We start from the raw sequence: 22,799 nt of genomic DNA, 5'->3' as shown, positions 1-22,799 counted from the left end.
TCAGTACGCCTTCTTGCCGGGGTGTTCTTCATAGCCCGCCGCCTTCAGGGCTGCGGCCACTTCCGGCGCCATGTAGTTTTCGTCATGGCGGGCCAGGACCCGTTCGGCGCGGAAGACGCCGTCCGGCCCCAGGCGGCCATGGGTGACCACGCCCTGGCCTTCGCGGAACAGGTCGGGAAGCAGACCCACGTACTCCACCGGGATGCTGTTCTTGGTGTCGGTGACGTGAAAGAAGACCGTCAAGCCTTCCTCGGCATGACGGATGGAGCCGTCCTCTACCAGACCACCGAGACGGATGATGCGTTCACCGGGCGCCTCGCCTTCCACCAGCTGGGTGGGGCCGTAGAAATACATGAGGTTTTCCCGGAAGGCGCTCAAGGCCAGGGCGGAAGCCCCGGATACCGCCAGGACTACCAGCGCCACGCCGGCCATCCGTCTCTTCTGTCGAGGTGTCATTGCACTCTCCTGCCTGCTGAGGGGTCTTGCGATGGGAGCCTGTGCCCCGGTTGCCGCCGGGCAGCGCGCCATTGATATCACCGATCCGGGTGGAGCCGCAACCGCGCTCAGGGTGCCGGACGGCCGCTTCACGGGGCTTTCCTAGTGACAGCCAAACATTGTTCCGGTTCTAAACCAGTGGGTCGGATCTTGATTTGCGTCAAGCCAAGAGTGGCCGATGTTCACCGATGCGGGAGGGGCCCCGGCTGTGAGCGGGGAACCTTGTCATGTCGCCCACCCTGATGAATTCATCCAAGTGAGTCCCGATTGCCTTAACATGTAGTCAAACTCAGATCATCGGGAGTCTGCTCATGGTGGATCAGCACTGGGGATCATCCCTGGAGTCCAATCGGGTTGCCGGCACCCGCCTTGAATTGCTGCTCTTCCAACTGGAGGGGCGGCAGCTTTACGGGATCAATGTCTTCAAGGTGCAGGAAGTCATCCCCTACCAACCCCTGTCGCGGTTGGCGGGAGCCCATCCGCTGGTGAAGGGGATCGCCACCCTGCGCGGTATCACCATGCCCATCATGGACCTCTCTCTGGCCATCGGTGGCCCTGCGCTCAAGGCGCCTGAAAAGGGCAACATCATCATCACCGAGTACAACCGCTCCGTACACGGCTTCCTGATCCGACGCGTGGATCGCATCATCAACACCCAGTGGGATCAGGTGCAGCCCCCGCCGCGCAGTACCGGACGCAATGCCTATGTGACCGCTGTGACCCTGATAAACGATCAGATCATCGAGATCCTGGATGTGGAAAAGGTACTGGACCAGGTGGTGCACGCCAGTACGGAGGTCTCTCGTGCCCTGAGCGAAACCGTACGGGCGCAGGACTGCAAGGTACTCGTGGTGGATGACTCCAGTGTGGCCCGCAACCAGATCCGTGCCTCCCTGGAGCAGCTGGGGGTGCAGTGTTCCCTGGTCACCGACGGCAAGCACGCCATGGAACTGATCCTGCGCCTGCAGGCGGATGGTGTGGATGTGGCGCGGCACTTCACCATGGTCGTCTCCGACATCGAGATGCCGGAGATGGATGGTTATCAGCTCACGACGCGCATTCGACAGGACCCACGGCTCAAAGACCTCTATATCCTGCTGCATTCTTCCATCAGCGGCGTCTTCAATGTGGACATGGTGCGGCGCACCGGCGCCAACAAATTCATCCAGAAGTATCACCCGGACGATTTGGCCCAGGCCGTTCGTGATCGTCTGGCGCAGATCGGCGCCGCTCTCGCGGAAGGCTGACAGCCCGTGGACCTGCGTGTACCATCAGCCGTTCGCCGAGTCACCCGTGCCGTCCATGAGTCATGCTGCCCGTGTCGTCTTTCCGGCCCATCGGCTGGAAGTGGAAGGCCTCGTCGCCGAACGAGGTGAACGCCTGTTGATTCAGGATCTGGGGTTTTCCCTGGCGGGCGGGGAACTGTTGCAGGTGGCCGGTCGCAATGGTGCCGGCAAGACCAGCCTGCTGCGCATCCTGTGCGGGCTCTCCCGCCCCCTGGAAGGCCGCATCTGTTGGGACGGCGTGCCCGTGCAGCGCCGGGAAGAAGGCCCCACCGCCCATCTGGCCTATCTGGGCCATACCAACGCCCTCAAGGATGAACTGTCCGGCGAGGAGAACCTGCGCATCCAGTCCGCGTTGCAGGGGCGCCGGCTGGGGCGGGACGAAGCCTGGGAAGTGCTCGGACGCATGGGATTGGGTGGTCATGAAGACCTGCCGGTGAAGTTTCTCTCCCAGGGCCAGAAACGGCGGGTGGCCTTGGCGCGCCTGCTGCTGGTGCGCCGCCCGCTGTGGATCCTGGACGAACCCTTTGCCGCCCTGGACGTACAGGTCATCGAGGTGCTGCGCTCGGCCCTGGAAGCCCATCTGGCCGCCAACGGCATGATCATCCTGACCACCCATCAGGCGGTGCCGATTCAGGGTCGGCAACATACCCTGACCCTGGGGAAAGCATCATGAACGGCCTGGCAACCGCCCTGTTCACCCTGCTCCGGCGTGACCTGATCCTGGCCCTGCGGCGGCGTCAGGATGCCTTGGTGGTGCTGGGGTTCTTCGTCGTCGTGGTGTCCCTGTTTCCCCTTGGTGTCGGCCCCGACCCTCAGTTGCTGCGCAGCATGGCGCCGGGGGTGTTATGGGTATCCGCCCTGCTGGCTACCATGCTTTCCCTGGAACGACTGTTTTCCGATGACTTTCGCGACGGTTCTCTGGAACAGATCCTGCTGGCACCCCAGCCCCTGAGCCTGATGGTGATGAGCAAGATCCTGGCCCACTGGCTGATTACCGGTCTGCCCCTGGTGCTGATTTCCCCGCTGCTGGGCATGCAGCTCAATCTGGACGGCACGGAAATCCTCACCCTGATGGCGGCGCTGCTGCTGGGGACCCCCATTCTCAGTCTGGTGGGCGCGATCGGCGCCGCCCTGACCCTGGGCCTGCGGGGCGGCGGCGTGCTGATCTCCTTGCTGATCCTGCCCCTGTATGTGCCGGCCCTGGTGCTGGGTGCCGGGGCGGTGGATGCGGTCATGTACGGATCCAGCGCCCAGGCCCATCTGTCCCTGATGGCCGCCTTGCTGATCCTGACCCTGTTGCTGGCGCCCTGGGCCATTGCCGCGGCGCTGAGAATCATGTCGGATTGATGGAGGAATAACGTGGCTGAACAGCGCGTGCAGTGGTTCAAGTTCGCATCACCGCCCAATTTCTATGATCTGGCCGGGCGTCTGGCCCCCTGGTTCGGGGGGCTGGCCGCTATCCTGTTCGTGGTGGGGCTTTATGTCGGTTTCGTCCTGGCACCCCCGGACTATCAGCAGGGCAACAGCTACCGGATCATGTTCATCCATGTGCCCACGGCCTGGATGTCCATGTTCCTGTATGTGCTGATGGCGGTGTACGCGGCCATCGGCCTGATCTGGCGGGTGAAGACCGCCGAGGTGATGGCCAAGGCCATCGCCCCCACCGGTGCCCTGTTCACCTTTCTGGCCCTGTGGACCGGTGCCCTGTGGGGCAAGCCCACCTGGGGGACTTACTGGGTCTGGGACGCCCGACTTACCTCGGAGCTGATCCTGCTGTTCCTCTACCTGGGTTACATGGCCCTGCATGCGGCCATCGAGGACCGTCAGCGGGCCGCCAATGCCAGTGCCATCCTGGCCTTGGCCGGGGTGGTGAACGTGCCGATCATCTACTTCTCGGTGGTCTGGTGGAACACCCTGCATCAGGGGGCGTCCATTACCGTGACCAGTGCGCCGACTATGGAGACGGTGATGTTCAGCGCCCTGATGCTCATGACTTTCGCCTGCTGGATGTATGCCATCGCCGTGGTGCTCTGGCGGGCACGGCTGGAACTGCTGGAGCGTGAGCGACGGGCCGCCTGGGTGCTGGAACGCATGGGAGAGAAGGCATGATCGAATTTCTTGCCATGGGGGGGCATGGCCCCTATGTCTGGGGCTCCTATGGGGTGGCCCTGGTGGTGCTGGTGGCTGAACTGGTGCTGCTGAGCCGCCGCCGTACGGCGATGAACCGGCGTCTGGCCCGTCTGGCCCGTCTGAACCGGGAGAACGGCGCTGAGCCGTCCCCGGATTCCTGAGCAGTCTTACTGAGCGTAGCGCGGCGCGGTGAAGCGCATCGCCTGCAGGTCCCGGTCATGGCCGGTGTTACGGTGGCATGTCAGGCAGCTGTATCGCCCCTCCATGATCTCGGTATGCTCCTGATAGAACTCAGGGTCGTTTTCGCGGACGCGGTCACTCAGATGGCATGCGCTGCAGTTTTCCGAGATCCTGACCGGATGGGTCTGTGAGGGGGCGTCATGGTGGGGGTTCACCTGACCGCTGAACATCAGGTAGACCTTGCGTGCGCCGTGGATCTTGTCGGTGACGAAGCCCTTGGTATGACAGGTCAGGCAGTCGACTTCGGGGTGGTCGCCATGATCCCAGGAGACCTTTTCATAGGCATGGCAGGTGATGCAGAAGTCATTCTGGGTGGAGATGTGATGCCCCCCCACGCCGCCGGCGGCGACCAGGCCCAGGGCCAGCAGAATGATCAGGGTAATCCAGAGTTTGCCCATGGCGACATGTTCCCGGCAGTCGGTCTTGAGTGAATCCGTGGACGAGCCCGTTTGTGGACGTGATCATTTCAACGCTGTCCCCGGATGCTGTGATCTCTTACAAAATGTAGCAAAATTGCGCAGGCATGGGTGGCGGTGAAGTTGACCCAGTCCCGGAAACCCTCATTTTCCGGTGTTTTCCGTCGCATGTGGGCTGGTTACCCGATCCTTAAGGTCTCGTGCTAATGTCAATCTAATGGCGATTCATCCGGAGCACTTCCCGAGCCGTACGCCCTAGCCGGAAACACCATGGACATCACCCTGGGCCGCAAGGCGGTACTAATCATTGATGACTTCCAGAACATGCGGGCGCAGCTTTCGCAGATGCTCGGGTCTCTGGGTGTGCAGCGCAAGCCTGATGTGGCCGGTTCCGCCGAAGAGGCTTTGGAGCTGCTGCGTTCCCGCCGCTATGACATCGTCCTGTGTGACTACAATCTCGGCGAAGGGATGCACGGCCAGCAACTGCTTGATCTGGCGCGCCGTGAGGGGTGTGTGGATGTGGCCACCGTGTTCATCATGGTCACGGCGGAAAATTCCACGGAGATGGTCATGGGGGCCCTGGAAAGCGGGCCGGATGCCTACCTGGCCAAGCCCATCAGCAAGGAACTGCTTAATGCGCGTCTGCTCAAGGCCCTGCGGCGCCGTGTACCCATGTCGCCCGTCGCTCAGGTACTCAGGCAGGGGGACACTGAACAGGCCCTGCAACTGCTGGATACCATGCTGGCGGCAGGGCGGGGGGAACGTGCTGACATCTTGCGCCTGAAGGCTGAGCTGGCCCTGGAGACGGGGGCGCTGGATCTGGTGCAGGAGGTCTGTGAAGCCGTCATCAGGGAGCGGCCGGTGGCCTGGGCCATCACGTCCCTGGGCCAGGCGGCCATGGCGCGAGGCGAACTGTCCCGGGCGGAGACCCTGTTTCGGCAGGCGATTGTGGTAACACCGTATTTCATGGCGGCCCATGATCACCTGGCGGCGGTGCTGGAACTCCAGGGCCGGTCCCGGGATGCGCTGGAAGTGCTGGAGCAGGCCGTGGTTCGCTCTTCCCGCTCCCTGTCCCGTCAGCGACGTCTGGGCTGGCTGTCTATGCAGCAACGGGAATGGGAGCTGGCGCGATCCGCTTGGCGGCAGGTGATCGAGTTGGGGAAGCCCATGGAGTCAGTGCGCGCCGAGGACTACTTCAACCTGGTCTGCGCCTTACTGGAGATGGGGGAGTCGGCCAGGGCCGCCAAGGCGCTGGAGGAGATGCAGCAGTCGGTGGCGGCGGACCCCCTGTTGCGGTGGTGGTTCATGCTGGGACGGCTCCATCTGGCCATCCGTGATCGCGATGACAAGGAGGCGGCCCTGGATGCCCTGGACGGGCTCATGCTCAAGGCGATCCCCCCCCTGGAGGTACACAAGGCGCTGATCGAAGTCCTGGGGCGCTTGGGCGAGGTGACTCGGGCGGAGCTGTTGCGCCAGCAGCTTCCAGACTGACAGTGGACCACCAAGGAGGAGACTTGAGCAAGCTGGACTTCAATACGGTGCTGGCCATCAGCATCCACGACATGAAAAATTCCCTCAACCTGCTCCTGGGTTCCCTGGATGATCTGTTACAGAGGGAGGAGCAGCGGCCTTCGATGGACTCCGATCGCTTGGCGCTATTGCGTTACGAGGCCCGGCGTGTCAATGACACCCTCATCCAGTTGCTGGCCCTGTATCGCAGCGTCAAGGGTCTTTACCACCCCTATTTCACGCCGGTCTCCATCCATGACTTGCTGGAAGAGTACTGGCTCAACAACAAGATACTGATGGATCACCGAAACGTGGAATGCCATCTCACCTGTGACGAAGATCTGGTCTGGGTCCTGGACCGGTATCTGGTGAACAGCCTGCTGGAAAACGTGGTCAATAATACTGTGCGCTACACTCGAAGCAGGATCCACATGTCTGCCCGGTCGGATGGTGACTGGCTGCTGGTGCAGGTCGCCGACGACGGCCCGGGTTTCCCCCGGTCCATGCTCGGGCGTCAGGCCATTCGTGAAGGGGTCCAGCTGGACCCTCAGCGCGGGCGGACCGGGCTGGGACTCTATTTCTGCGCCCTGGTCGCCGATATGCACGGCGGTAATGGTGATCGTGGATTCGTCGAATTGTCCAACGGGTGCGAACTGGGTGGCGGCTGTTTCACTTTGCATCTCCCCAAGTTGCCGCTTAACTGAAGTACCCCTGATCCTGGAGTCCAGGCCCATGTCTGATGACGATTTCATCAATAAGCTCTCGGAGTTGGCCAACTTTGTGGAATCCACCCGTTCCCTGGAAGCGGGGTTGGAGCGTCTCACCTCTCTGGTTGCCCATGCCATGGCCTGTCGGCATTGTTCCATCATGCTGGTGTCTGAGGAGGGCCACACCGCCGAGCCTCACCTGCGGGTGGAGGCCCATTCCGGCGGCCTGCCGGCGGAGGCGAAAGATCATCGCCAGCCGCTGGGATCGGGGATCGCCGGCCAGGTGGCCGGTACCGGCAAACCCCTGTTGATCCTGGATCTGCACCGCTCCGTCTATGCCGGTCTGGCCCGACGTGATGAACCCGGTACGGTGGACGTGATCTCGGTCCCCCTTCGCCTGGAAGCGCAGGTGATCGGGGTGATCAATGTGGACAGTCCTCTGGATCGCCCGCGCTTGAGCTTGGCGGATCTGCGTCTGGCCACCATCCTGGCGCTGGTGGTCTCCAAGTCGGTGCAGATCCATCGTCTCAAGGGATTGCTCAAGACCAATTTCATGCAACTTGCCCTGGCCCGGGAGGCCCAGCGCACGGGCGGGGCCATTACTCAGGACCCGGCCCGGGTCGCCCGTCTCATGGCCCATACCCTCTATGACGAGATGATCCAGGCCGGTTTTGCCCGGGATCACGTCCTGATGGTGGCCACCGAGATCCTGTCCCAGGTCCACGACGCCTTGAGTCATCGCTGACCCCTTCCCTTGAGGGGGCGGGCAAGTCATTCCCGCGCAGGCGGGAATCCAGTCGCGGGCCGGGCATTCCGGACTTCCGCGTGCGCGGGAGTGACGGCAGGAGAATGATTCGGTGCTTCCCCTGTGGGGATGGCCTGTGTGCCTCCCTCTGTGGGAGCGGCTCTCGGCCGCGAAGGGGGAGAAGCCCCCCGCCAGTCCCGCAGAGAGTACAATCCCCCCTTTTTGCCGCCATAGGAATTTTCATGTTCAAGAATGCCCGCCTGTTTCGTCTCGAGGATGCCCTGGGCCTGGATGCCATGGCCCTGGAGCAACAGCTCACCAACCGGCGTTTCCAGCCCTGCGGCCCCCTGACGCTGTCCACCATGGGCTGGTCCGAGCCTTTGGGCGGCGAGACGCAGGCCCTGGTCCATGAAGCCGCCGGTTGCCTGCTGATCTGCGCCAAGCGCCAGGAACGCCTGCTGCCCGCGTCGGTGGTGGCAGAGGTGCTGGAAGAGCGGGTCTCGGACATCGAGACCGCCGAGGGCCGCACGGTGGGCCGCGCGGAACGCCGTCAGCTCAAGGAGGCGGTGACGGCCGAACTGCTGCCCCAGTCCTTCACCCGCTCGCGACGCATCTTGGCCTACGTGGACACGGTGGCCCACTGGGTGGTGGTGGATGCCGCCAGCGAGCGCATGGCCGAGGATCTGGTGAGCCTGCTGCGGGAGACCCTGGGCACGTTGCCTGCCAGTCTGCTGCGTCCCTCGGTACCGCCGCCGACCCTGATGACCCGCTGGGTCTCCGAAGGTCGCGGCGAGCAGGGCTTCGAGCTGGGGGATGCCTGTGAACTCAGAGACCCCAAGGACAAACAGTCGGTGGTGCGTTGCCGCGGCCAGGATCTGGCCGGGGACGAGATCGCCACCCATCTGCAGGCCGGTAAGCAGGTCACCCAACTGGCCCTGGAGTGGGAACAGCGTCTGAGCCTGGTGCTGGCGGAGGATCTGTCCCTCAAGCGTCTGCGCCTGACCGATGAGCTGATCGAGGACAGCGGCGTGCTGGAGGCCGATGATCCGGCCGCCCGGTTCGATGCCGAATTCACCCTGCTCATCCACGAGATGCGCGGACTGCTGGAACGTCTGGACGGACTGTTCGGGCTCTCCAGCTCGGAGGCCGCCGAAGTCCCCTGGTGACGGGCTGGAGGGGCCTGTGGGAGCAGCTTCCACAGGCCCCTTTGGACACCAGTGCCTGAGGCCTAGAAAGTGTATTCCACGTTGGCTCGCAGGAAGTGGGCGTCTGAAGTCCCGGACGGGTAGTAGTCCCCCGTATCCAGATACTCCGCCCACAGGTGCGCTCTGAGGCTGGGGCTCAGGTTGATGCCCAGCACGGCGGTGAACAGATCTCCCCGATGATCGCCGTCGCCATTGCCGTCTTTCTCATCGGCGTACAGCCGGTGGGCACGCAGCTTCAGGGCGGTGTTGTCGGAGGGATTCAGGTCCAGGCCGATGAAGGGGGCCTTGAGGTTGGTCCAGCCGGCGATGCTGAACTGGGTGCCCACATAGGAGTAGACATACAGTTCACTGAACTGGGGCCAGCGGGAGAACACCGGATACCAGGCTTCGTTGTTGCCGGTGCCTGCCTCATTGCCGGACAGGTAGTAATAACCGGCGGTGAAGGCCGGGCGGGTCTGACCCCAGATCGCCGGGCGCAGGGTCAACGAGGCATCCAGCAGGCGCCCTTTGAGGTTGGCATCGCCATGGCTGCCGTCCTGGGCCGCCAGCTCCAGGTTGGCCGAGATGGGGCCGTTCCGGGGCATGAAGCGGACACCCAGGGTATGGAAATCTGCGTCGGCCTTGCCGCCGTCCGCCGTGCCGGAACCCAGCTCCTCCTTGTAGATCCAGTAATACTCGAACGGCATGGCTTCGGACTGACTGTTCCTGCCATAGACACCCATGGCCCGTTCATTGTGCTCGATGAGGCTCAGCCCGGACTGCCGGTTGATGGTCAGGGCATCCTGCCTGGCGTTGTAGATCGCCAACAGGTCCAGGGTGTGACCCTCGTTCACCGTGAGGGCGGCCTTGACGGCATTGAAGAACAGGGAGCGGGAACCATCCAGGGGCGTGCCGTTGAGGATGATGTTGCCGGTGCCGTAGATCAGCTCCTGGCGACCGATGCGCAGATCCAGCAGGCCGTCGGCCAGATTGTTGAAATCCATGTACAGCAGGTCGGGCACCACCTCGCTGAGGAATTTCTGATCATCGTACTGATTCCGGTCTTCGCCCCGCTCATAGATGCGGAACTCGTTCATCAGGCGCCCGCGAAAGGCGACGTCCTCATTGAATTGGTAGCCGGCCCAGAGGCGGGTGCGGGTGCGGTTGAAGAGCAGATCGAACTGTAAGCTGCCGGCTTGAGTGGGAATGCTGTCCAGGTCCGTGACCCGGACCCGCAGGTCCCCACCCCAGTCCCACCCGGCCTGTGCACTGCCCATCCCCATGAGCAGTGCCAGCGCGCTGGCCGATAACGTCGTCTTTTTCAGCATGACTCCCCCTGACAGGTCTTTGTGTATGACGGTTTAACCCTTGTAAAAGGAGGATTATCCCGTCTTTGCCGGTGGATGTCCTGAAAAAACACGCTTGGGGAACGCTGAGCAACTCTCCTGCCGTCACTCCCGCGAAGGCGGGAGCCCAGAATGCCCGGTCCGTAGCTGGATTCCCGCCTGTACGGGAATGACTGACTCAGAGTATCCCTTGCTTCACGGCGTCATCGGCAGGGGGATCTTGTTGCCTTCGTTGTCCAGGCGCACGAAGGTGATGCAGGTGGAAAAGATGGGTTCTTCCGTGCCGCTTTCCAGGTCATCACAGAAGACGCTCACGGCATACTGCACCGAGGTGTTGCCGCGCGTGTGCTCACGGCTACTGAAGCGCAGCACCGTGCCCTGATGTACCCCGCGGTGAAACTCCACCCCGTTCATGGCTACGGTCACGAAGCGGCAGCCGGGATGGTCACGGCTGGCGGCGATCCAGGCGATCTCATCCACCCACTTGAGCAGGAAGCCGCCGAAGAGATAGCCGTAGTGATTCAGGTGTTCGGGTCTTACCAGTTTGAAGGTATCCAAGGGTCACTCCTTGTGGAATCCGGTGGGGAGGCTTCAGCCCAGCAGGCGCCATCCCAGCCAGACCAGGGAAAAGCTCAGCAGAAAGATCAGCCCCGCCCAAGCCAGGCCCAGCAAGCCCCGGCCCGGCTGGGCGGACACCGGGACATGTTCATGGGTGACCACCCGCAGGGTGAGCCAGGCCAGGATCGGGGCCGAGAGGAAGGAGATGGTGGTGGCAAAGTCGATGAACTGGGTAAAGCGCGTCCCGGCAAAGTGGATCATGAGCAGTGCGCCGCTCAATACGACGATCAGGCTGATCAAATAAGGTCCGCGCCGGTGTTCCTCGGGACCGGGGGTGCGGCCCCGGTCGCCGGCCCGGGCGGCGGCGAACAGGGCGCTGATGACCCGGGGATAGGCATCCGTCACCGCCAGGGTGGTGCTGAACATGGCGGTCAGTGCCGCCACGGCGATGATGGGGCGGCTCCATTCACCCAGGGTGCCCGCATAGAGGTCCACCAGCTGGGCGGAAAAGCCCACCGCGGAATCGGCAAAGCTCATGCCGCTGGCGTGCATGGTCAGGGCGCCCAGCAGCAGGAACGCCGCGGCCATCAGGGTGGCAGCGACATAACCGATGCGAAAGTCCGTCAGCGCATGGCGCAGACTGGGTTGGGTCCGGGTCTCCCTGGCCCGTTCCAGGGTCCAGAGGGAGTGCCAGGCGGCTACATCCAGGGGGATGGGCATCCATCCCAGCAAGGCCAGCAGAAAGGCAAAACCGGCCGCGCTCCAGATCAGCCCCGCATCCTGCCAGCCGGAGAGCCGGGACCAGTCCGGCTCTCCGCCGAAGGCCAGCGCCACGGTGGCCAGGGTGGACACGGTCAGGGCGGCCATGATGAGCTTCATGCCCAGGTCCAGTCCCCGGTAATTGCCGATGGCCAGAAGCAGCAGACAGGCCCCCATGATCCATGCCGACAGGGTGGCCGCGGAGGCCTCCAGTCCGAACACCAGACCGAACAGACCCGCCGTGACCACGGTGACCACGGCCTGGATGATGAACATGGTTCCCAGGGTGACCAGGGCGAACAGGCCCAGGGCCCAGCGCCCGAGCCGGCGGTAGCCCACCAGCAGGTTCTCTCCGGTGGCGGCGGCATAGCGGGGGCCGAATTCGATGAAGGGGTACTTGAGCAGACAGGCCAGCAGCACCACCGGCAGCAGCAACAGGCCGAATTCGGCACCGGCCCGGGTGGACTGTACCAGGTGAGAGACACCGATGGCCGCGCCGGCCATGAGCAGGCCGGGGCCGATGGCATGGCGCAGGGTACTGCCGCGAAGTTCATTCATCAGGAGGGAATCTCAATGAGTCAGCAATCCGGACAGGGCAGGCTGTTGCCCAGCAGTACCAGCACCGGGCCGTCATCTCCGGCGGGTTGATGGGGGAAACAGTGCAGTTCCGGATGAACCTGTTGCAGCCAGGCGCGGATGGCTTCGAACTCATCCAGGCCACCGCTGTGGCCGCGATAGATCATCAGGCTGATGATTCCGTCCGGCCCCAGCACGGCGCGAGCCGCTTCCAGGGCGGCCAGGCTCGTCTCCGGCCGGGTGATGATGCCATGATCCCCCCCGGGCAGGTAGCCCAGGTTGAAAGTCACCGCCCTGATCCGGCCTCGGGCCTGATCGGGCAGGTGGCGCTCCAGGTGCTGGTGTCCATCCTGGATCAGGGTGACCCGTTCCGCCACGCCGGCGGCTTCCAGGCGCTTGCGGGTGGCGTCCAGCGCGGTGGCCTGGATGTCGAAGGCCCAGACATGACCGGCATCACCCACCGTCCGGGCCAGGAACAGGGCGTCATGTCCATTGCCGGCGGTGGCATCCACCGCCAGATCGCCGGGCTTGAGGATCTCGGTCAGTTGTTCGTGGGCAAGGCGGGTGAGGGGCTTGGGGTACATCTGTCAGGTCCTTCTGCTGATGAGGCTCAAGGCGCAACGTGGTTTTCACAGGCCCGCTGCATGGTTTGTAGGGAGTCCGGGTCTGCCAGGCGATGATCCGAGCCGACCGTGATCAGGGTGACGGCCGCGGGCCGGCTGTTGTCGACCAGGCATCGGGAGTCGGCGAAGGGGATGACTTCGTCCGTCGGGGAATGGAGGATGATGGTTCCCGTCTTCACTCGGTCGACGGTGCCCCAGCGCCGCCATGCCGGGCAGAGCAGCACCAGCGGGATCCGGTGGCTGTCCAGGGCCATGGCCACGGCACCGCCGCGGGAGGAACCGACGATGACCTGGGGGCGATGGATTTCCAGGGTGGATTGCGCCGTGTCGACGGCGGCCTCGAAGTCATCGTCGTCCAGCAGCGGGTTGATGACCTCGTGACCCCGTGACAGCAGGTATGACGGTTTGAGGCCTCCGGGTGTGGATTGCCAGCCGTGGAGAAAGAGGATCTTCATCGGGTCTCCGTGCAGGGGACGTGCATGTTGACCGGCCCATGCCCGTGTCCCAAGCCAGGTGCGCTCCGGATGGCCCGGTGGATGAAGGACTTGGCCTGCCGGGCCGCGCCTTCCACGTCCTTGCCCAGGGCCAGGCCGGCGGTGACGGCGGCGGCAAAGACGCAGCCAGTGCCGTGGGTGTGGGGCGTGTCCTGATGGGCGGCGGGCAGTCGGGTGACGCGGCCGTTGCTGAACAGGATGTCCGTGGCGGCATCGACCAGGGCGCCGCCGGTGATGACCACATGGGCCGCTCCCAGGTCGGCCAGGGCCGCGGCGGCCTCGATCATGGTCGCTTCGGAATCCACCGTCAGGCCGGTCAGGGCAGCGGCCTCGTGCAGGTTGGGAGTGACCACGTCGGCCAGCGGGAGCAGCCGCCGACACAGGGCCTGGCGGGCGGCCTCATCCACCAGCGGGGCGCCATGCTTGCTGACCATGACCGGGTCCAGCACCAGGGGGAAATCCGCGGCATCGGGCCGTGACAAGCGTTCGACCACGGCCTCCACCATGGCGGCACTGCCCAGGGCGCCGATCTTGACGGCCTTGGGCGGGATGTCTTCCAGCACCGCGTCGATCTGTCTCAGCACGAAGGCGGGGTCAATGCCCAGCACGCCGGTGACGCCCCGAGTGTTCTGTACGGTCAGCAGGGTCACCACGCTCATGCCGTAGAGCCCGAACTGATGGAAGGTCTTGAGATCCGCCTGCAGTCCCGCGCCCCCGGAAGGGTCGGAACCGGCGATGGTGAGGGCAGGCGCTTGCATGATGGTCACTCCTGATCTGCCCGCGGCAGGGATGGATGATCCGGGCCTGTTTGCGGTGACCGAGGCACGGGAATGTCTCGCGGGATCATGCCCCGGCGGGGGCCATGCCGGGAAGACCCGCGCCCCCCGAGGGGACGCGGGTGGTCGGGACGATCAGAGACCGGCCGCTGCCTTGAGGGTATCCGCCTTGTCGGTGCGTTCCCAGGGCAGGTCCACGTCTTCACGGCCGAAGTGACCGTAAGCCGCCGTCTGCCGGTAGATGGGGCGCAGCAGATCCAGCATGCTGATGATGCCCCAGGGGCGCAGATCGAAGTGCTCGCGCACCAGGTCGACGATCTGCTGGTTGGAGATCCTGCCAGTGCCGAAGGTGTCGACACTGATGGAGGTGGGGCGGGCCACGCCGATGGCGTAGGAGACCTGGATCTCACAGCGCTCCGCCAGACCGGCGGCAACGATGTTCTTGGCCACGTAGCGGCCGGCATAGGCGGCGGAACGGTCCACCTTGGAGGGGTCCTTGCCCGAGAAGGCACCGCCGCCGTGACGGGCCATGCCGCCGTAGGTGTCGACGATGATCTTGCGGCCGGTCAGGCCGCAGTCGCCCACGGGGCCGCCGATGACAAACTTGCCGGTGGGATTGATGTGGATGTTGTCATGGCTGCAGGTGGACAGCCACTCGGCGGGCAACACCGGCTTGATGATGCAGTCCATCACCGCTTCGCGCAGGGATTTCTGGTCGATCTCCGGGGCGTGCTGGGTGGACAGCACGACGGCGTCGATGCCCACCGGCTTGCCACCTTCATAGCGGAAAGTGACCTGGCTCTTGGCGTCGGGGCGCAGCCAGGCCAGTTCGCCGGACTTGCGCACGTGGGCCTGACGGCGTACCAGCTCATGGGCATAGTGAATCGGGGCGGGCATCAGCGCGCCGGTTTCGTTGCTGGCGTAGCCGAACATCAGGCCCTGGTCGCCGGCACCCTGTTCCAGACGGTTGCTCACGTCCCGGTCCACACCTTGGGCGATGTCGGGAGACTGCTTGCCCAGGGCGTTGATGACGGCGCAGGTGTGGCCGTCAAAGCCGGAGTCGCAGTTGTCGTAGCCGATGTCGTTGACCACGCCGCGCACCAGGGCCTCGTAGTCCACGTGCACGGGGGTGGTGATCTCGCCGGCCAGTACCACCATGCCGGTCTTCACCAGGGTTTCACAGGCGATGCGGGCATGGGGGTCTTCCGCCAGGATGGCGTCCACGATGGCATCGGAAATCTGGTCAGCCATCTTGTCCGGATGACCCTCGGACACGGATTCGGAAGTAAACAGATGGGAATCGTTCATATTGTTCAGCTACTCCGGCTCTCGGGTGCCCGCCTGGCGGCTCACCCACGGATTGATGATGTTTGTAATCCGCGGCGGATTTTAACCTGAAAGGCCCGATTATGGCGCGCCAAGCCGGTCCGAGAATTCCCATTATCTACATATTGCGGTCTTCATCATGTAATTTATCGTTGTATCTGAATGTCTTATGGGGCGGTGCAGCAAAAGGCCCCATGCTTCGCTCGGGCTTGCGACAAGCCCCCCTGTCAGGGAAAATGCAGGCCGATAACGCTGTGGTCAATGCATATTCCATGTGGTATTCATTGCCGGGTGATATGCCGGGGGTTTGGGCTAACTTTCTGTCCCTAAAGACCTTTTTCAGTGACCAGTTTGAGGTGTGCCGCGTCTTTCCCGTATCCGAACAACCAGAACACCGCTCAACGGTGTCGGCGCGGTAGACCATGAAGACCACTATTTCCACCCTTGTCAGGAGATCTGCATGCCTTCCCGCAAAGAGCTAGCCAACGCTATTCGTGCGCTTTCCATGGACGCGGTCCAGAAGGCCAATTCCGGTCATCCCGGTGCGCCTATGGGCATGGCAGACATCGCCGAAGTGCTCTGGAACGATTACCTCAAGCACAATCCGGCCAACCCTCGGTGGGCGGACCGGGATCGTTTCGTGATGTCCAACGGCCATGGTTCCATGCTGGTGTATTCCCTCCTGCATCTGAGTGGCTACGACCTGCCCATCGACGAACTCAAGCGGTTCCGGCAGTTCCATTCCCGTACTCCCGGTCATCCGGAATACGGCTACACCCCCGGTGTCGAGACCACCACCGGGCCGCTGGGGCAGGGCATCACCAATGCCGTAGGCATGGCGATTGCCGAAAAGGCCCTGGCGGCCCACTTCAACCGTCCCGGCCATGAAGTGGTGGATCATCACACCTATGCCTTCCTGGGTGACGGCTGCCTGATGGAAGGCATCTCCCACGAGGCCTGCTCTCTGGCCGGCACCCTGGGTCTGGGCAAGCTGGTGGCCTTCTACGATGACAACGGCATTTCCATTGATGGCGAGGTGGAAGGCTGGTTCACCGACGACACCCCAAAGCGTTTCGAGGCCTACGGCTGGCATGTGGTGTCGGGTGTGGACGGCCACGATGCCGAGGCGGTGAAGCAGGCCATCGAACAGGCCCGGGCGGTGAAGGATCGTCCCACCCTGATCTGCTGCAAGACCATCATCGGTTTCGGCTCTCCCAACAAGCAGGGCAAGGAGGAGTGCCACGGCGCCCCCTTGGGTCAGGACGAGATCGCGCTGGTGCGCGAGACCATCGGCTGGCCCCACGAGCCGTTCGTGATCCCGGACGAGATCCGGGCCGGCTGGAATGCCCGTGACAAGGGCGCCCGGGCCGAAAGCGCCTGGCAGTCCCGCTTTGCCGAATATGCCGAGGCCCACCCGGAACTGGCCGCCGAATTCACCCGCCGCATGAGCGGCGAACTGCCCGCCGACTGGGAACAGAAGGCCCAGGCCTTCATCCAGGAGACCGTGACCAAGGCCGAGACCATCGCCAGCCGCAAGGCCTCCCAGAACGCCATCGGCGGCTATGCCCCGGCCCTGCCGGAGCTGCTGGGCGGCTCCGCCGATCTGGCCGGTTCCAACCTGACCCTGTGGAAGGGGGCCAAGGGCATCAGTAAGGAAGACGGCGACGGCAACTACCTGTTCTACGGGGTGCGCGAATTCGGCATGGCCGCCATCATGAACGGCATCGCCCTGCACGGCGGCTTCATACCTTACGGCGGCACCTTCCTGATCTTCAGTGACTACGCCCGCAATGGCCTGCGCATGTCCGCCCTGATGAAGCAGCGGGTCATCTACGTGATGACCCATGACTCCATCGGCCTGGGCGAAGACGGCCCCACCCACCAGCCGGTGGAGCAGGTCACCAGCCTGCGACTGATTCCCAACATGCATGTCTGGCGTCCCTGCGACGCGGTGGAAACCGCGATGGCCTGGAAGGCGGGTATTGATCGTACCGACGGTCCCAGCCTGCTGAGCCTGTCCCGCCAGAACCTGCCTCATCAAGTCCGTACACAGGCCCAGTTGGCCGACATCGCCCGGGGCGGTTATGTCCTGCATGATGCCGGCGGCCGGCCGGAAGCCATCATCCTGGCCACCGGCTCGGAAGTGGGCATCGCCATGGAGGCGGCCAGGTTGCTGGAAGCCAAGGGCAAGCGGGTCCGGGTGGTGTCCATGCCCTGCCAGGAAGTCTTCGATGCCCAGGATGCCGCCTACCGGGAGTCCGTGCTGCCCGGCGCCGTGCGTGCCCGCGTGGCCGTGGAGGCCGGCGTGACCGCCGGCTGGCTCAAGTATGTGGGCCTGGATGGTCGTGTGGTGGGCATGGACCGCTTCGGCGAATCCGCCCCCGGCGGCGAGCTGATGAAGCATTTCGGCTTCACGGCGGACAACGTGGTCAGTACGGTGGAAACCGTGCTGGGCTAAGCCTGAGCCCCTGGCCATTTGCCGGCAGGCCGGGCAGGAGCCCGGCCCCGGAGCACTGAATTTTTCAAAGCAAGCTGGAGAAAACAAACGATGACAATCAAAGTCGGTATCAACGGTTTCGGCCGCATCGGCCGCATGGCCTTCCGGGCCATTTCCAAGGAATTCCCGGAGTTGGAAGTGGTGGCCATCAACGATCTGCTGGACCCGGAATACCTGGCCTACATGCTGCGCTATGACTCCGTCCATGGTCGCTTCGACGGTGAAGTCTCCGTGGAAGGCGACCACATGGTGGTCAACGGCAAGAAGATCCGCTTGACCGCCGAGCGCGATCCCGCCAACCTCAAGTGGAATGAGGCCGGCGCCGAGCTGGTGATCGAATCCACCGGCTTCTTCCTTACCGAAGAGACCTGCCGGAAGCACATTGAGGCCGGTGCCAGGAAGGTTATCCAGAGCGCCCCGTCCAAAGATGCCACCCCCATGTTCGTGTACGGCGTGAACCACAAGGAATACGCCGGTCAGGCCATCATCTCCGCCGCCTCCTGCACCACCAACGCCCTGGCGCCGGTGGCCAAGGTGCTCAACGACAATTTCGGCATCAAGCGTGGCCTGATGAGTACCGTGCATGCCGCCACCGCCACCCAGAAGACCGTGGACGGCCCCTCCCAGAAAGACTGGCGCGGCGGTCGCGGCATCCTGGAGAACATCATCCCGTCCTCCACCGGTGCTGCCAAGGCCGTGGGCAAGGTGCTGCCCGCCCTGAACGGCAAGCTCACCGGCATGGCTTTCCGTGTGCCTACCTCCGACGTCTCCGTGGTGGACCTGACCGTGGAACTGGAGAAGGGGGCCTCCTATGAAACCATCTGCCAGACCATGAAGTCCGCCGCCACCAGCGGTGACCTGCAGGGCGTGCTGGGCTACACCGACGAGAAAGTGGTGGCCACGGACTTCCGCGGCGTGAATTTGCCGTCCATCTTCGACGCCGAAGCCGGCATCCAGCTGGATGAGACCTTCGTTAAGGTGGTGGCCTGGTACGACAACGAGTACGGCTATACCTGCAACATGCTGCGCCTGGCGCGGCACGTGGGCGGCCAGTAAACGGCCGGCCCTCACCCCACCCCCTCTCCCCTTGGGGAGAGGGGCGTCTGTTCCCTTCTCCCCTTGGGGGAGAAGGGCCGGGGAAGAGGGGAGAGAAAACAACCCGCCCAGAGCGTTCCGGCAAGCCCCGGTTTGCCCGAACACTTTGCAAGACCCCAGAACAACGATCCGAAAACCATCCAAGGAGTTGCGCATGTCCGTCATCAAGATGACCGATCTGGACCTGAAGGGTAAGCGGGTGCTGATCCGCGAGGACCTTAACGTCCCCGTGAAGGACGGCAAGGTGACCTCGGATGCCCGCATCCGCGCCAGCCTGCCCACTATCGAGCACGCCATGAAGGCCGGTGCCCGGGTCATGCTCATGTCCCATCTGGGCCGCCCGGAGGAAGGCGTGTTCAGCGAGGCCGACTCCCTGGCACCGGTGGCCGCCCATCTCTCCGGTCTGCTGGGCAAGGACGTGCGTCTGGTGCGCGACTACCTGGACGGCGTGGACGTGGCCGAGGGTGAGGTGGTGCTGCTGGAAAACGTCCGTTTCAACCAGGGTGAGAAGAAGGATGACGAAGCCCTGTCGAAGCAATACGCCGCCCTCTGCGACATCTACGTGATGGACGCCTTCGGCACCGCCCACCGGGCCCAGGCCTCCACCCACGGTGCCGGCAAGTTCGCCCCCGTGGCCTGCGCCGGCCCCCTGCTGGCGGCGGAGCTTGAGGCCCTGGGCAAGGCCCTGGACAATCCGAAGCGTCCCTTGGTGGCCATCGTCGGTGGCTCCAAGGTCTCCACCAAGCTGACCGTGCTCGAATCCCTGTCCACGGTGGTGGATCAGCTCATCGTCGGCGGCGGCATCGCCAACACCTTCATTGCCGCCCAGGGTCACGGGGTGGGCAAGTCCCTGTGCGAAAACGACCTGATTCCGGAGGCAAAGCGTCTGATGGAAGCGGCCCGGGCCAAGGGCGGCGACATCCCCGTGCCCACCGATGTCACCGTGGGCAAGGCATTCTCCGAATCCACCCCGGCCGCGACCCGCAGTGTCGCGGATGTGGCCGATGACGACATGATCTTCGACGTCGGGCCGGACACCGCCGCCGGTTACGCCGAACTGCTGAAGAAGGCCGGCACCATCGTCTGGAACGGCCCTGTGGGTGTGTTCGAGTTCGACCAGTTTGCCGCCGGCACCCAGGCCATGGGCGAGGCCATCGCCGCCAGTGATGCCTTTTCCATCGCCGGCGGCGGTGACACCCTGGCGGCCATCGACAAGTACGGCCTGGCGGACCGCATTTCCTACATCTCCACCGGCGGCGGTGCCTTCCTGGAGTTCCTGGAAGGCAAGACATTGCCCGCCGTGGCCATGCTGGAGGCACGGGCCAAGGGCTGAGCGGTTGCCACTCACCACCTCCGGTACATCACCGAGCAAGGACAAGGCCCGATATGCGTAGAACCAAGATCGTAGCAACCCTGGGACCGGCCACGGACAGCCCGTCCGCCATGCGCGCGCTGGTGAAGGCCGGCGTGGATGTGGTGCGCATCAACTTCTCTCACGGCGATCCGGACGATCACCGCAAGCGGGTGGCTCTGCTGCGGGAAACCGCCCGGGAAGCCTCCCGCATCATCGCCGTGCTGGGGGATCTGCAAGGTCCGAAGATCCGCACCGCCCGTTTTGCCTCGGGCAGTGTGGACCTCAAGGAGGGCGATGCCTTCACCCTGGACGCCGCCCTGGACCCCAATGTCGGCACTCGGGAACAGGTGGGCATCACCTACAAGGAACTGCCCGGCGACGTCAATCCCGGTGACAACCTGCTGCTGGATGACGGTCGTCTGGTGCTGACGGTGGAGCGGGTGGAGGGTCCTCGGATCCATACCCGCGTGGCCGTGGGCGGCACCCTGTCCAACAACAAGGGCATCAACCGTCAGGGAGGCGGTCTGTCAGCACCCGCCATCACCGACAAGGACCGTGCGGACATCCGTCTGGCCGCCGAGCTGGCCGTGGATTTCCTGGCTATCTCCTTCCCCCGCAGCGCCGCCGACGTCAACCGCGCCCGGGAGTTGCTGCGGGAGGCCGGTGGGCAGGGTGCCCTCTGCGCCAAGATCGAGCGGGCCGAGGCGGTGGACGCCATTGACGAGATCCTTACCGCCACCGACGTGATCATGATCGCCCGCGGGGATCTGGGGGTGGAGATCGGGGATGCGGAACTGCCGGGAGTGCAGAAGCGCCTGATTCACCAGGCCCGCGTCCGCAATCGGGTGGTGATCACCGCCACCCAGATGATGGAGTCCATGATCCAGAACCCCATCCCCACCCGGGCCGAGGTATTTGACGTGGCCAACGCGGTACTGGATGGCACCGACGCGGTCATGCTCTCGGGCGAGACGGCCACCGGCAATTATCCCCACAAGGCGGTGGAGGCCATGGGGCGGATCTGCGAGGCGGCGGAGCGCCAGCGCAGTGCCCGGGTATCCACCCATCGCATGGACAGCTACTTCGACCGGGTGGACGAGGCCATTGCCATGGCCACCATGTACACCGCCAATCACCTGGATGTACGTGCCATCGCCGCCATGACGGAATCCGGTTCCACCGCCCAGTGGATGTCCCGCATCAGCTCCGGCATCCCCATTTTCGGCATGACCCGCCACGAAAGCACCTGTCGCAAGATGGCCCTGTACCGGGGGGTCTATCCGGTATTGTTCGAGAGCGACAACACCAGTCATGCGGCCAACAACCGTCAGGTCGTGGCCATGCTGCAGGAAGCCGGTATTGTCAGGGACGGGGATCTGGTCATCATCACCAAGGGCGATCTCACCGGCGTCATGGGTGGTACCAATGCCATGAAGGTCGTCCAGGTGGGCGCCTTGCAGGACTTTGAGCCCTAGGCGCCCTTGATTCCCGAACCCATAACGACAACGATACCGAACCGTAAAACGATTCGAAGACCACAACCCACAGGAGGTCCTTCATGGCCCTGATTTCTCTGAGACAGCTGCTGGATCATGCCGCCGAGCATGGTTACGGCATGCCCGCTTTCAACGCCAACAACATGGAACAGGTACATGCGGTCATGCAGGCCGCCGACGAGGTGGATGCCCCGGTGATCATCCAGGCCTCCGCCGGTGCCCGCAAATATGCCGGTGAGCCCTTCCTGCGTCACCTGATCATCGCCGCCGCGGAACAGTATCCCCACATCCCCATCGTGCTGCACCAGGACCACGGCGGCGAACCGGCGGTGTGCCTGGCCTCCATCCAGTCCGGTTTCACCTCGGTGATGATGGACGGCTCCTTGATGCCCGACATGAAGACGCCTTCCACCTATGAGTACAACGTGGAAGTGACCCGCCAGGTGACCGAGATGGCCCACTGGCTGGGCGTGTCCGTGGAAGGGGAACTGGGCTGCCTGGGTTCCCTGGAGACCGGCATGGCCGGCGAGGAAGACGGTTCCGGCGCCGAAGGCCAGTTGTCCCATGACCAGCTGCTCACCGACCCGGACGAGGCCGCCGACTTCGTCAAGAAGACCGGCGTGGATGCCCTGGCCATCGCCATCGGCACCAGCCACGGCGCCTACAAGTTCACCCGCCCGCCCACCGGCGACATCCTGGCCATCAAGCGCATCAAGGAGATCCACGCCCGCATCCCCAACACCCACCTGGTGATGCACGGCTCTTCTTCCGTGCCCCAGGACTGGCTCAAGATCATCAATGAGTACGGTGGTGACATGGGCGAGACCTACGGTGTGCCGGTGGAAGAGATCCAGGAAGGCATCAAGCACGGTGTGCGCAAGGTGAACATCGACACCGACCTGCGCATGGCCTCTACCGGCGCCGTCCGCAAGTTCCTGGCGGAAAACCCCAAGGAATTCGATCCCCGCAAGTTCCTCAAGGTCTCCACCGCCGCCATGAAGGACATCTGCAAGGCCCGCTACGAGGCCTTCGGCTGTGCCGGTATGGCCTCCAAGATCAAGCCCTTGAGCCTGGAAGCCATGGTCAAGCGCTATAAGTCCGGCGAGCTGGCGCCCAAGGTGCAGTAAAGGCAACACTGAACAAGTCCCCTGCTGCCACTCGCGCCTTCGCGGGAGTGACGGATGTCC

The 22,799-nt window shown here is 63.9% G+C and carries 23 protein-coding genes; 14 read left to right on the top strand and 9 right to left on the bottom strand.

Annotation, left to right across the window (positions count from 1 at the left end; genetic code table 11):
• A complete protein-coding gene (gene ccmE, locus LQ956_RS01915; RefSeq protein WP_238621259.1) occupies positions 1-456 on the bottom strand; it encodes a cytochrome c maturation protein CcmE in 456 nt (151 codons plus the stop codon).
• Positions 457-806: 350 nt separating this feature from the next.
• On the opposite strand from ccmE, the gene LQ956_RS01910 reads away from it, so the two are divergent.
• Genes LQ956_RS01910 through ccmD form a run of 5 tightly spaced genes read left to right on the top strand, consistent with a single transcriptional unit; the run spans position 807 to position 4,072 of the window.
• Positions 807-1,742 carry a chemotaxis protein gene (locus tag LQ956_RS01910; RefSeq protein WP_238621258.1) on the top strand — a complete coding sequence of 312 codons (936 nt, stop codon included), beginning with the start codon at positions 807-809 and terminating at the stop codon, positions 1,740-1,742.
• Positions 1,743-1,797: 55 nt separating this feature from the next.
• Positions 1,798-2,454: a cytochrome c biogenesis heme-transporting ATPase CcmA gene (gene ccmA / locus LQ956_RS01905; RefSeq protein WP_238621257.1), complete on the top strand. Its 657-nt coding sequence runs from the start codon at positions 1,798-1,800 to the stop codon at positions 2,452-2,454.
• Positions 2,451-3,128, top strand: coding sequence for a heme exporter protein CcmB (ccmB, locus tag LQ956_RS01900; protein WP_238621256.1), 678 nt, complete (start codon positions 2,451-2,453; stop codon positions 3,126-3,128). The genes ccmA and ccmB overlap by 4 nt, the downstream gene beginning before the upstream one ends.
• A gap of 12 nt (positions 3,129-3,140) precedes the next feature.
• A complete protein-coding gene (locus LQ956_RS01895; protein WP_347402044.1) occupies positions 3,141-3,890 on the top strand; it encodes a heme ABC transporter permease in 750 nt (249 codons plus the stop codon).
• Positions 3,887-4,072, top strand: a complete 186-nt coding sequence (ccmD, locus tag LQ956_RS01890; protein WP_238621255.1) for a heme exporter protein CcmD — start codon at positions 3,887-3,889, stop codon at positions 4,070-4,072. Before LQ956_RS01895 ends, ccmD begins: the two co-directional genes overlap by 4 nt.
• 6 nt (positions 4,073-4,078) lie before the next feature.
• On the opposite strand, the gene LQ956_RS01885 is transcribed toward ccmD, so the two are convergent.
• Positions 4,079-4,549, bottom strand: a complete 471-nt coding sequence (locus tag LQ956_RS01885) for a NapC/NirT family cytochrome c (protein WP_238621254.1) — start codon at positions 4,547-4,549, stop codon at positions 4,079-4,081.
• Between the two features lie 288 nt (positions 4,550-4,837).
• Here LQ956_RS01885 and LQ956_RS01880 point away from each other — a divergent pair, with 288 nt between their 5' ends.
• From LQ956_RS01880 to LQ956_RS01865, 4 genes are all read left to right on the top strand, one after another.
• On the top strand, positions 4,838-6,058 hold the full coding sequence (locus LQ956_RS01880) for a response regulator (RefSeq protein WP_238621253.1): 1,221 nt from the start codon (positions 4,838-4,840) through the stop codon (positions 6,056-6,058).
• 23 nt (positions 6,059-6,081) lie between these two features.
• Complete coding sequence (locus LQ956_RS01875; RefSeq protein WP_238621252.1) at positions 6,082-6,780, top strand: sensor histidine kinase; 699 nt, start codon at positions 6,082-6,084, stop codon at positions 6,778-6,780.
• A gap of 28 nt (positions 6,781-6,808) precedes the next feature.
• On the top strand, positions 6,809-7,528 hold the full coding sequence (locus LQ956_RS01870) for a GAF domain-containing protein (protein ID WP_238621251.1): 720 nt from the start codon (positions 6,809-6,811) through the stop codon (positions 7,526-7,528).
• A 242-nt stretch (positions 7,529-7,770) separates the two neighbouring features.
• Positions 7,771-8,694 (top strand): recombination-associated protein RdgC, encoded by a 924-nt coding sequence (locus LQ956_RS01865; protein WP_238621250.1) that lies wholly within the window; start codon positions 7,771-7,773, stop codon positions 8,692-8,694.
• Between the two features lie 62 nt (positions 8,695-8,756).
• Here the strand turns inward: LQ956_RS01865 and LQ956_RS01860 are convergent, their stop codons facing one another.
• The 7 genes from LQ956_RS01860 to metK form a co-directional block, all read right to left on the bottom strand.
• Positions 8,757-10,040: an alginate export family protein gene (locus LQ956_RS01860; RefSeq protein WP_238621249.1), complete on the bottom strand. Its 1,284-nt coding sequence runs from the start codon at positions 10,038-10,040 to the stop codon at positions 8,757-8,759.
• Positions 10,041-10,253: 213 nt separating this feature from the next.
• Complete coding sequence (locus LQ956_RS01855) at positions 10,254-10,616, bottom strand: acyl-CoA thioesterase (RefSeq protein WP_238621248.1); 363 nt, start codon at positions 10,614-10,616, stop codon at positions 10,254-10,256.
• Between the two features lie 33 nt (positions 10,617-10,649).
• Positions 10,650-11,933 (bottom strand): NRAMP family divalent metal transporter, encoded by a 1,284-nt coding sequence (locus tag LQ956_RS01850; RefSeq protein ID WP_238621247.1) that lies wholly within the window; start codon positions 11,931-11,933, stop codon positions 10,650-10,652.
• 20 nt (positions 11,934-11,953) lie between these two features.
• Positions 11,954-12,535 carry a tRNA 5-(aminomethyl)-2-thiouridylate-methyltransferase MnmM gene (gene mnmM, locus LQ956_RS01845; RefSeq protein ID WP_238621246.1) on the bottom strand — a complete coding sequence of 194 codons (582 nt, stop codon included), beginning with the start codon at positions 12,533-12,535 and terminating at the stop codon, positions 11,954-11,956.
• Between the two features lie 26 nt (positions 12,536-12,561).
• Positions 12,562-13,029, bottom strand: a complete 468-nt coding sequence (locus tag LQ956_RS01840; RefSeq protein ID WP_238621245.1) for an alpha/beta fold hydrolase — start codon at positions 13,027-13,029, stop codon at positions 12,562-12,564.
• Positions 13,026-13,826, bottom strand: a complete 801-nt coding sequence (gene thiD / locus LQ956_RS01835; protein WP_238621244.1) for a bifunctional hydroxymethylpyrimidine kinase/phosphomethylpyrimidine kinase — start codon at positions 13,824-13,826, stop codon at positions 13,026-13,028. The genes LQ956_RS01840 and thiD overlap by 4 nt, the downstream gene beginning before the upstream one ends.
• A gap of 153 nt (positions 13,827-13,979) precedes the next feature.
• Positions 13,980-15,152, bottom strand: a complete 1,173-nt coding sequence (gene metK / locus LQ956_RS01830) for a methionine adenosyltransferase (RefSeq protein ID WP_238629275.1) — start codon at positions 15,150-15,152, stop codon at positions 13,980-13,982.
• 478 nt (positions 15,153-15,630) lie between these two features.
• On the opposite strand from metK, the gene tkt reads away from it, so the two are divergent.
• From tkt to fba, 5 genes are all read left to right on the top strand, one after another.
• Positions 15,631-17,628, top strand: coding sequence for a transketolase (gene tkt, locus LQ956_RS01825; protein WP_238622923.1), 1,998 nt, complete (start codon positions 15,631-15,633; stop codon positions 17,626-17,628).
• Positions 17,629-17,718: 90 nt separating this feature from the next.
• A complete protein-coding gene (gene gap, locus LQ956_RS01820) occupies positions 17,719-18,723 on the top strand; it encodes a type I glyceraldehyde-3-phosphate dehydrogenase (RefSeq protein ID WP_238622924.1) in 1,005 nt (334 codons plus the stop codon).
• Between the two features lie 193 nt (positions 18,724-18,916).
• Positions 18,917-20,095, top strand: coding sequence for a phosphoglycerate kinase (locus LQ956_RS01815; RefSeq protein ID WP_238622925.1), 1,179 nt, complete (start codon positions 18,917-18,919; stop codon positions 20,093-20,095).
• Between the two features lie 53 nt (positions 20,096-20,148).
• Positions 20,149-21,591: a pyruvate kinase gene (pyk, locus tag LQ956_RS01810; RefSeq protein WP_238629273.1), complete on the top strand. Its 1,443-nt coding sequence runs from the start codon at positions 20,149-20,151 to the stop codon at positions 21,589-21,591.
• An 83-nt stretch (positions 21,592-21,674) separates the two neighbouring features.
• Complete coding sequence (gene fba / locus LQ956_RS01805) at positions 21,675-22,739, top strand: class II fructose-bisphosphate aldolase (protein WP_238622927.1); 1,065 nt, start codon at positions 21,675-21,677, stop codon at positions 22,737-22,739.
• Positions 22,740-22,799 lie beyond the last annotated feature (60 nt).

It is taken from the genome of Ectothiorhodospira lacustris (assembly GCF_022227845.1).
Classification (GTDB): Bacteria; Pseudomonadota; Gammaproteobacteria; order Ectothiorhodospirales; family Ectothiorhodospiraceae; genus Ectothiorhodospira; species Ectothiorhodospira lacustris.
This window is presented reverse-complemented; position numbering and strand designations above follow the sequence as displayed.

Excerpts from the sequence above, each read along its gene's own strand:
- ccmE (WP_238621259.1), bottom strand. The coding sequence starts at position 456 with ATGACACCTCGACAGAAGAGACGGATGGCCGGCGTGGCGCTGGTAGTC.
- LQ956_RS01910 (WP_238621258.1), top strand. The coding sequence starts at position 807 with ATGGTGGATCAGCACTGGGGATCATCCCTGGAGTCCAATCGGGTTGCC.
- ccmA (WP_238621257.1), top strand. The coding sequence starts at position 1,798 with ATGAGTCATGCTGCCCGTGTCGTCTTTCCGGCCCATCGGCTGGAAGTG.
- ccmB (WP_238621256.1), top strand. The coding sequence starts at position 2,451 with ATGAACGGCCTGGCAACCGCCCTGTTCACCCTGCTCCGGCGTGACCTG.
- ccmD (WP_238621255.1), top strand. The coding sequence starts at position 3,887 with ATGATCGAATTTCTTGCCATGGGGGGGCATGGCCCCTATGTCTGGGGC.
- LQ956_RS01885 (WP_238621254.1), bottom strand. The coding sequence starts at position 4,549 with ATGGGCAAACTCTGGATTACCCTGATCATTCTGCTGGCCCTGGGCCTG.
- LQ956_RS01880 (WP_238621253.1), top strand. The coding sequence starts at position 4,838 with ATGGACATCACCCTGGGCCGCAAGGCGGTACTAATCATTGATGACTTC.
- LQ956_RS01870 (WP_238621251.1), top strand. The coding sequence starts at position 6,809 with ATGTCTGATGACGATTTCATCAATAAGCTCTCGGAGTTGGCCAACTTT.
- LQ956_RS01865 (WP_238621250.1), top strand. The coding sequence starts at position 7,771 with ATGTTCAAGAATGCCCGCCTGTTTCGTCTCGAGGATGCCCTGGGCCTG.
- LQ956_RS01860 (WP_238621249.1), bottom strand. The coding sequence starts at position 10,040 with ATGCTGAAAAAGACGACGTTATCGGCCAGCGCGCTGGCACTGCTCATG.
- LQ956_RS01850 (WP_238621247.1), bottom strand. The coding sequence starts at position 11,933 with ATGAATGAACTTCGCGGCAGTACCCTGCGCCATGCCATCGGCCCCGGC.
- mnmM (WP_238621246.1), bottom strand. The coding sequence starts at position 12,535 with ATGTACCCCAAGCCCCTCACCCGCCTTGCCCACGAACAACTGACCGAG.
- LQ956_RS01840 (WP_238621245.1), bottom strand. The coding sequence starts at position 13,029 with ATGAAGATCCTCTTTCTCCACGGCTGGCAATCCACACCCGGAGGCCTC.
- thiD (WP_238621244.1), bottom strand. The coding sequence starts at position 13,826 with ATGCAAGCGCCTGCCCTCACCATCGCCGGTTCCGACCCTTCCGGGGGC.
- metK (WP_238629275.1), bottom strand. The coding sequence starts at position 15,152 with ATGAACGATTCCCATCTGTTTACTTCCGAATCCGTGTCCGAGGGTCAT.
- tkt (WP_238622923.1), top strand. The coding sequence starts at position 15,631 with ATGCCTTCCCGCAAAGAGCTAGCCAACGCTATTCGTGCGCTTTCCATG.
- gap (WP_238622924.1), top strand. The coding sequence starts at position 17,719 with ATGACAATCAAAGTCGGTATCAACGGTTTCGGCCGCATCGGCCGCATG.
- LQ956_RS01815 (WP_238622925.1), top strand. The coding sequence starts at position 18,917 with ATGTCCGTCATCAAGATGACCGATCTGGACCTGAAGGGTAAGCGGGTG.
- pyk (WP_238629273.1), top strand. The coding sequence starts at position 20,149 with ATGCGTAGAACCAAGATCGTAGCAACCCTGGGACCGGCCACGGACAGC.
- fba (WP_238622927.1), top strand. The coding sequence starts at position 21,675 with ATGGCCCTGATTTCTCTGAGACAGCTGCTGGATCATGCCGCCGAGCAT.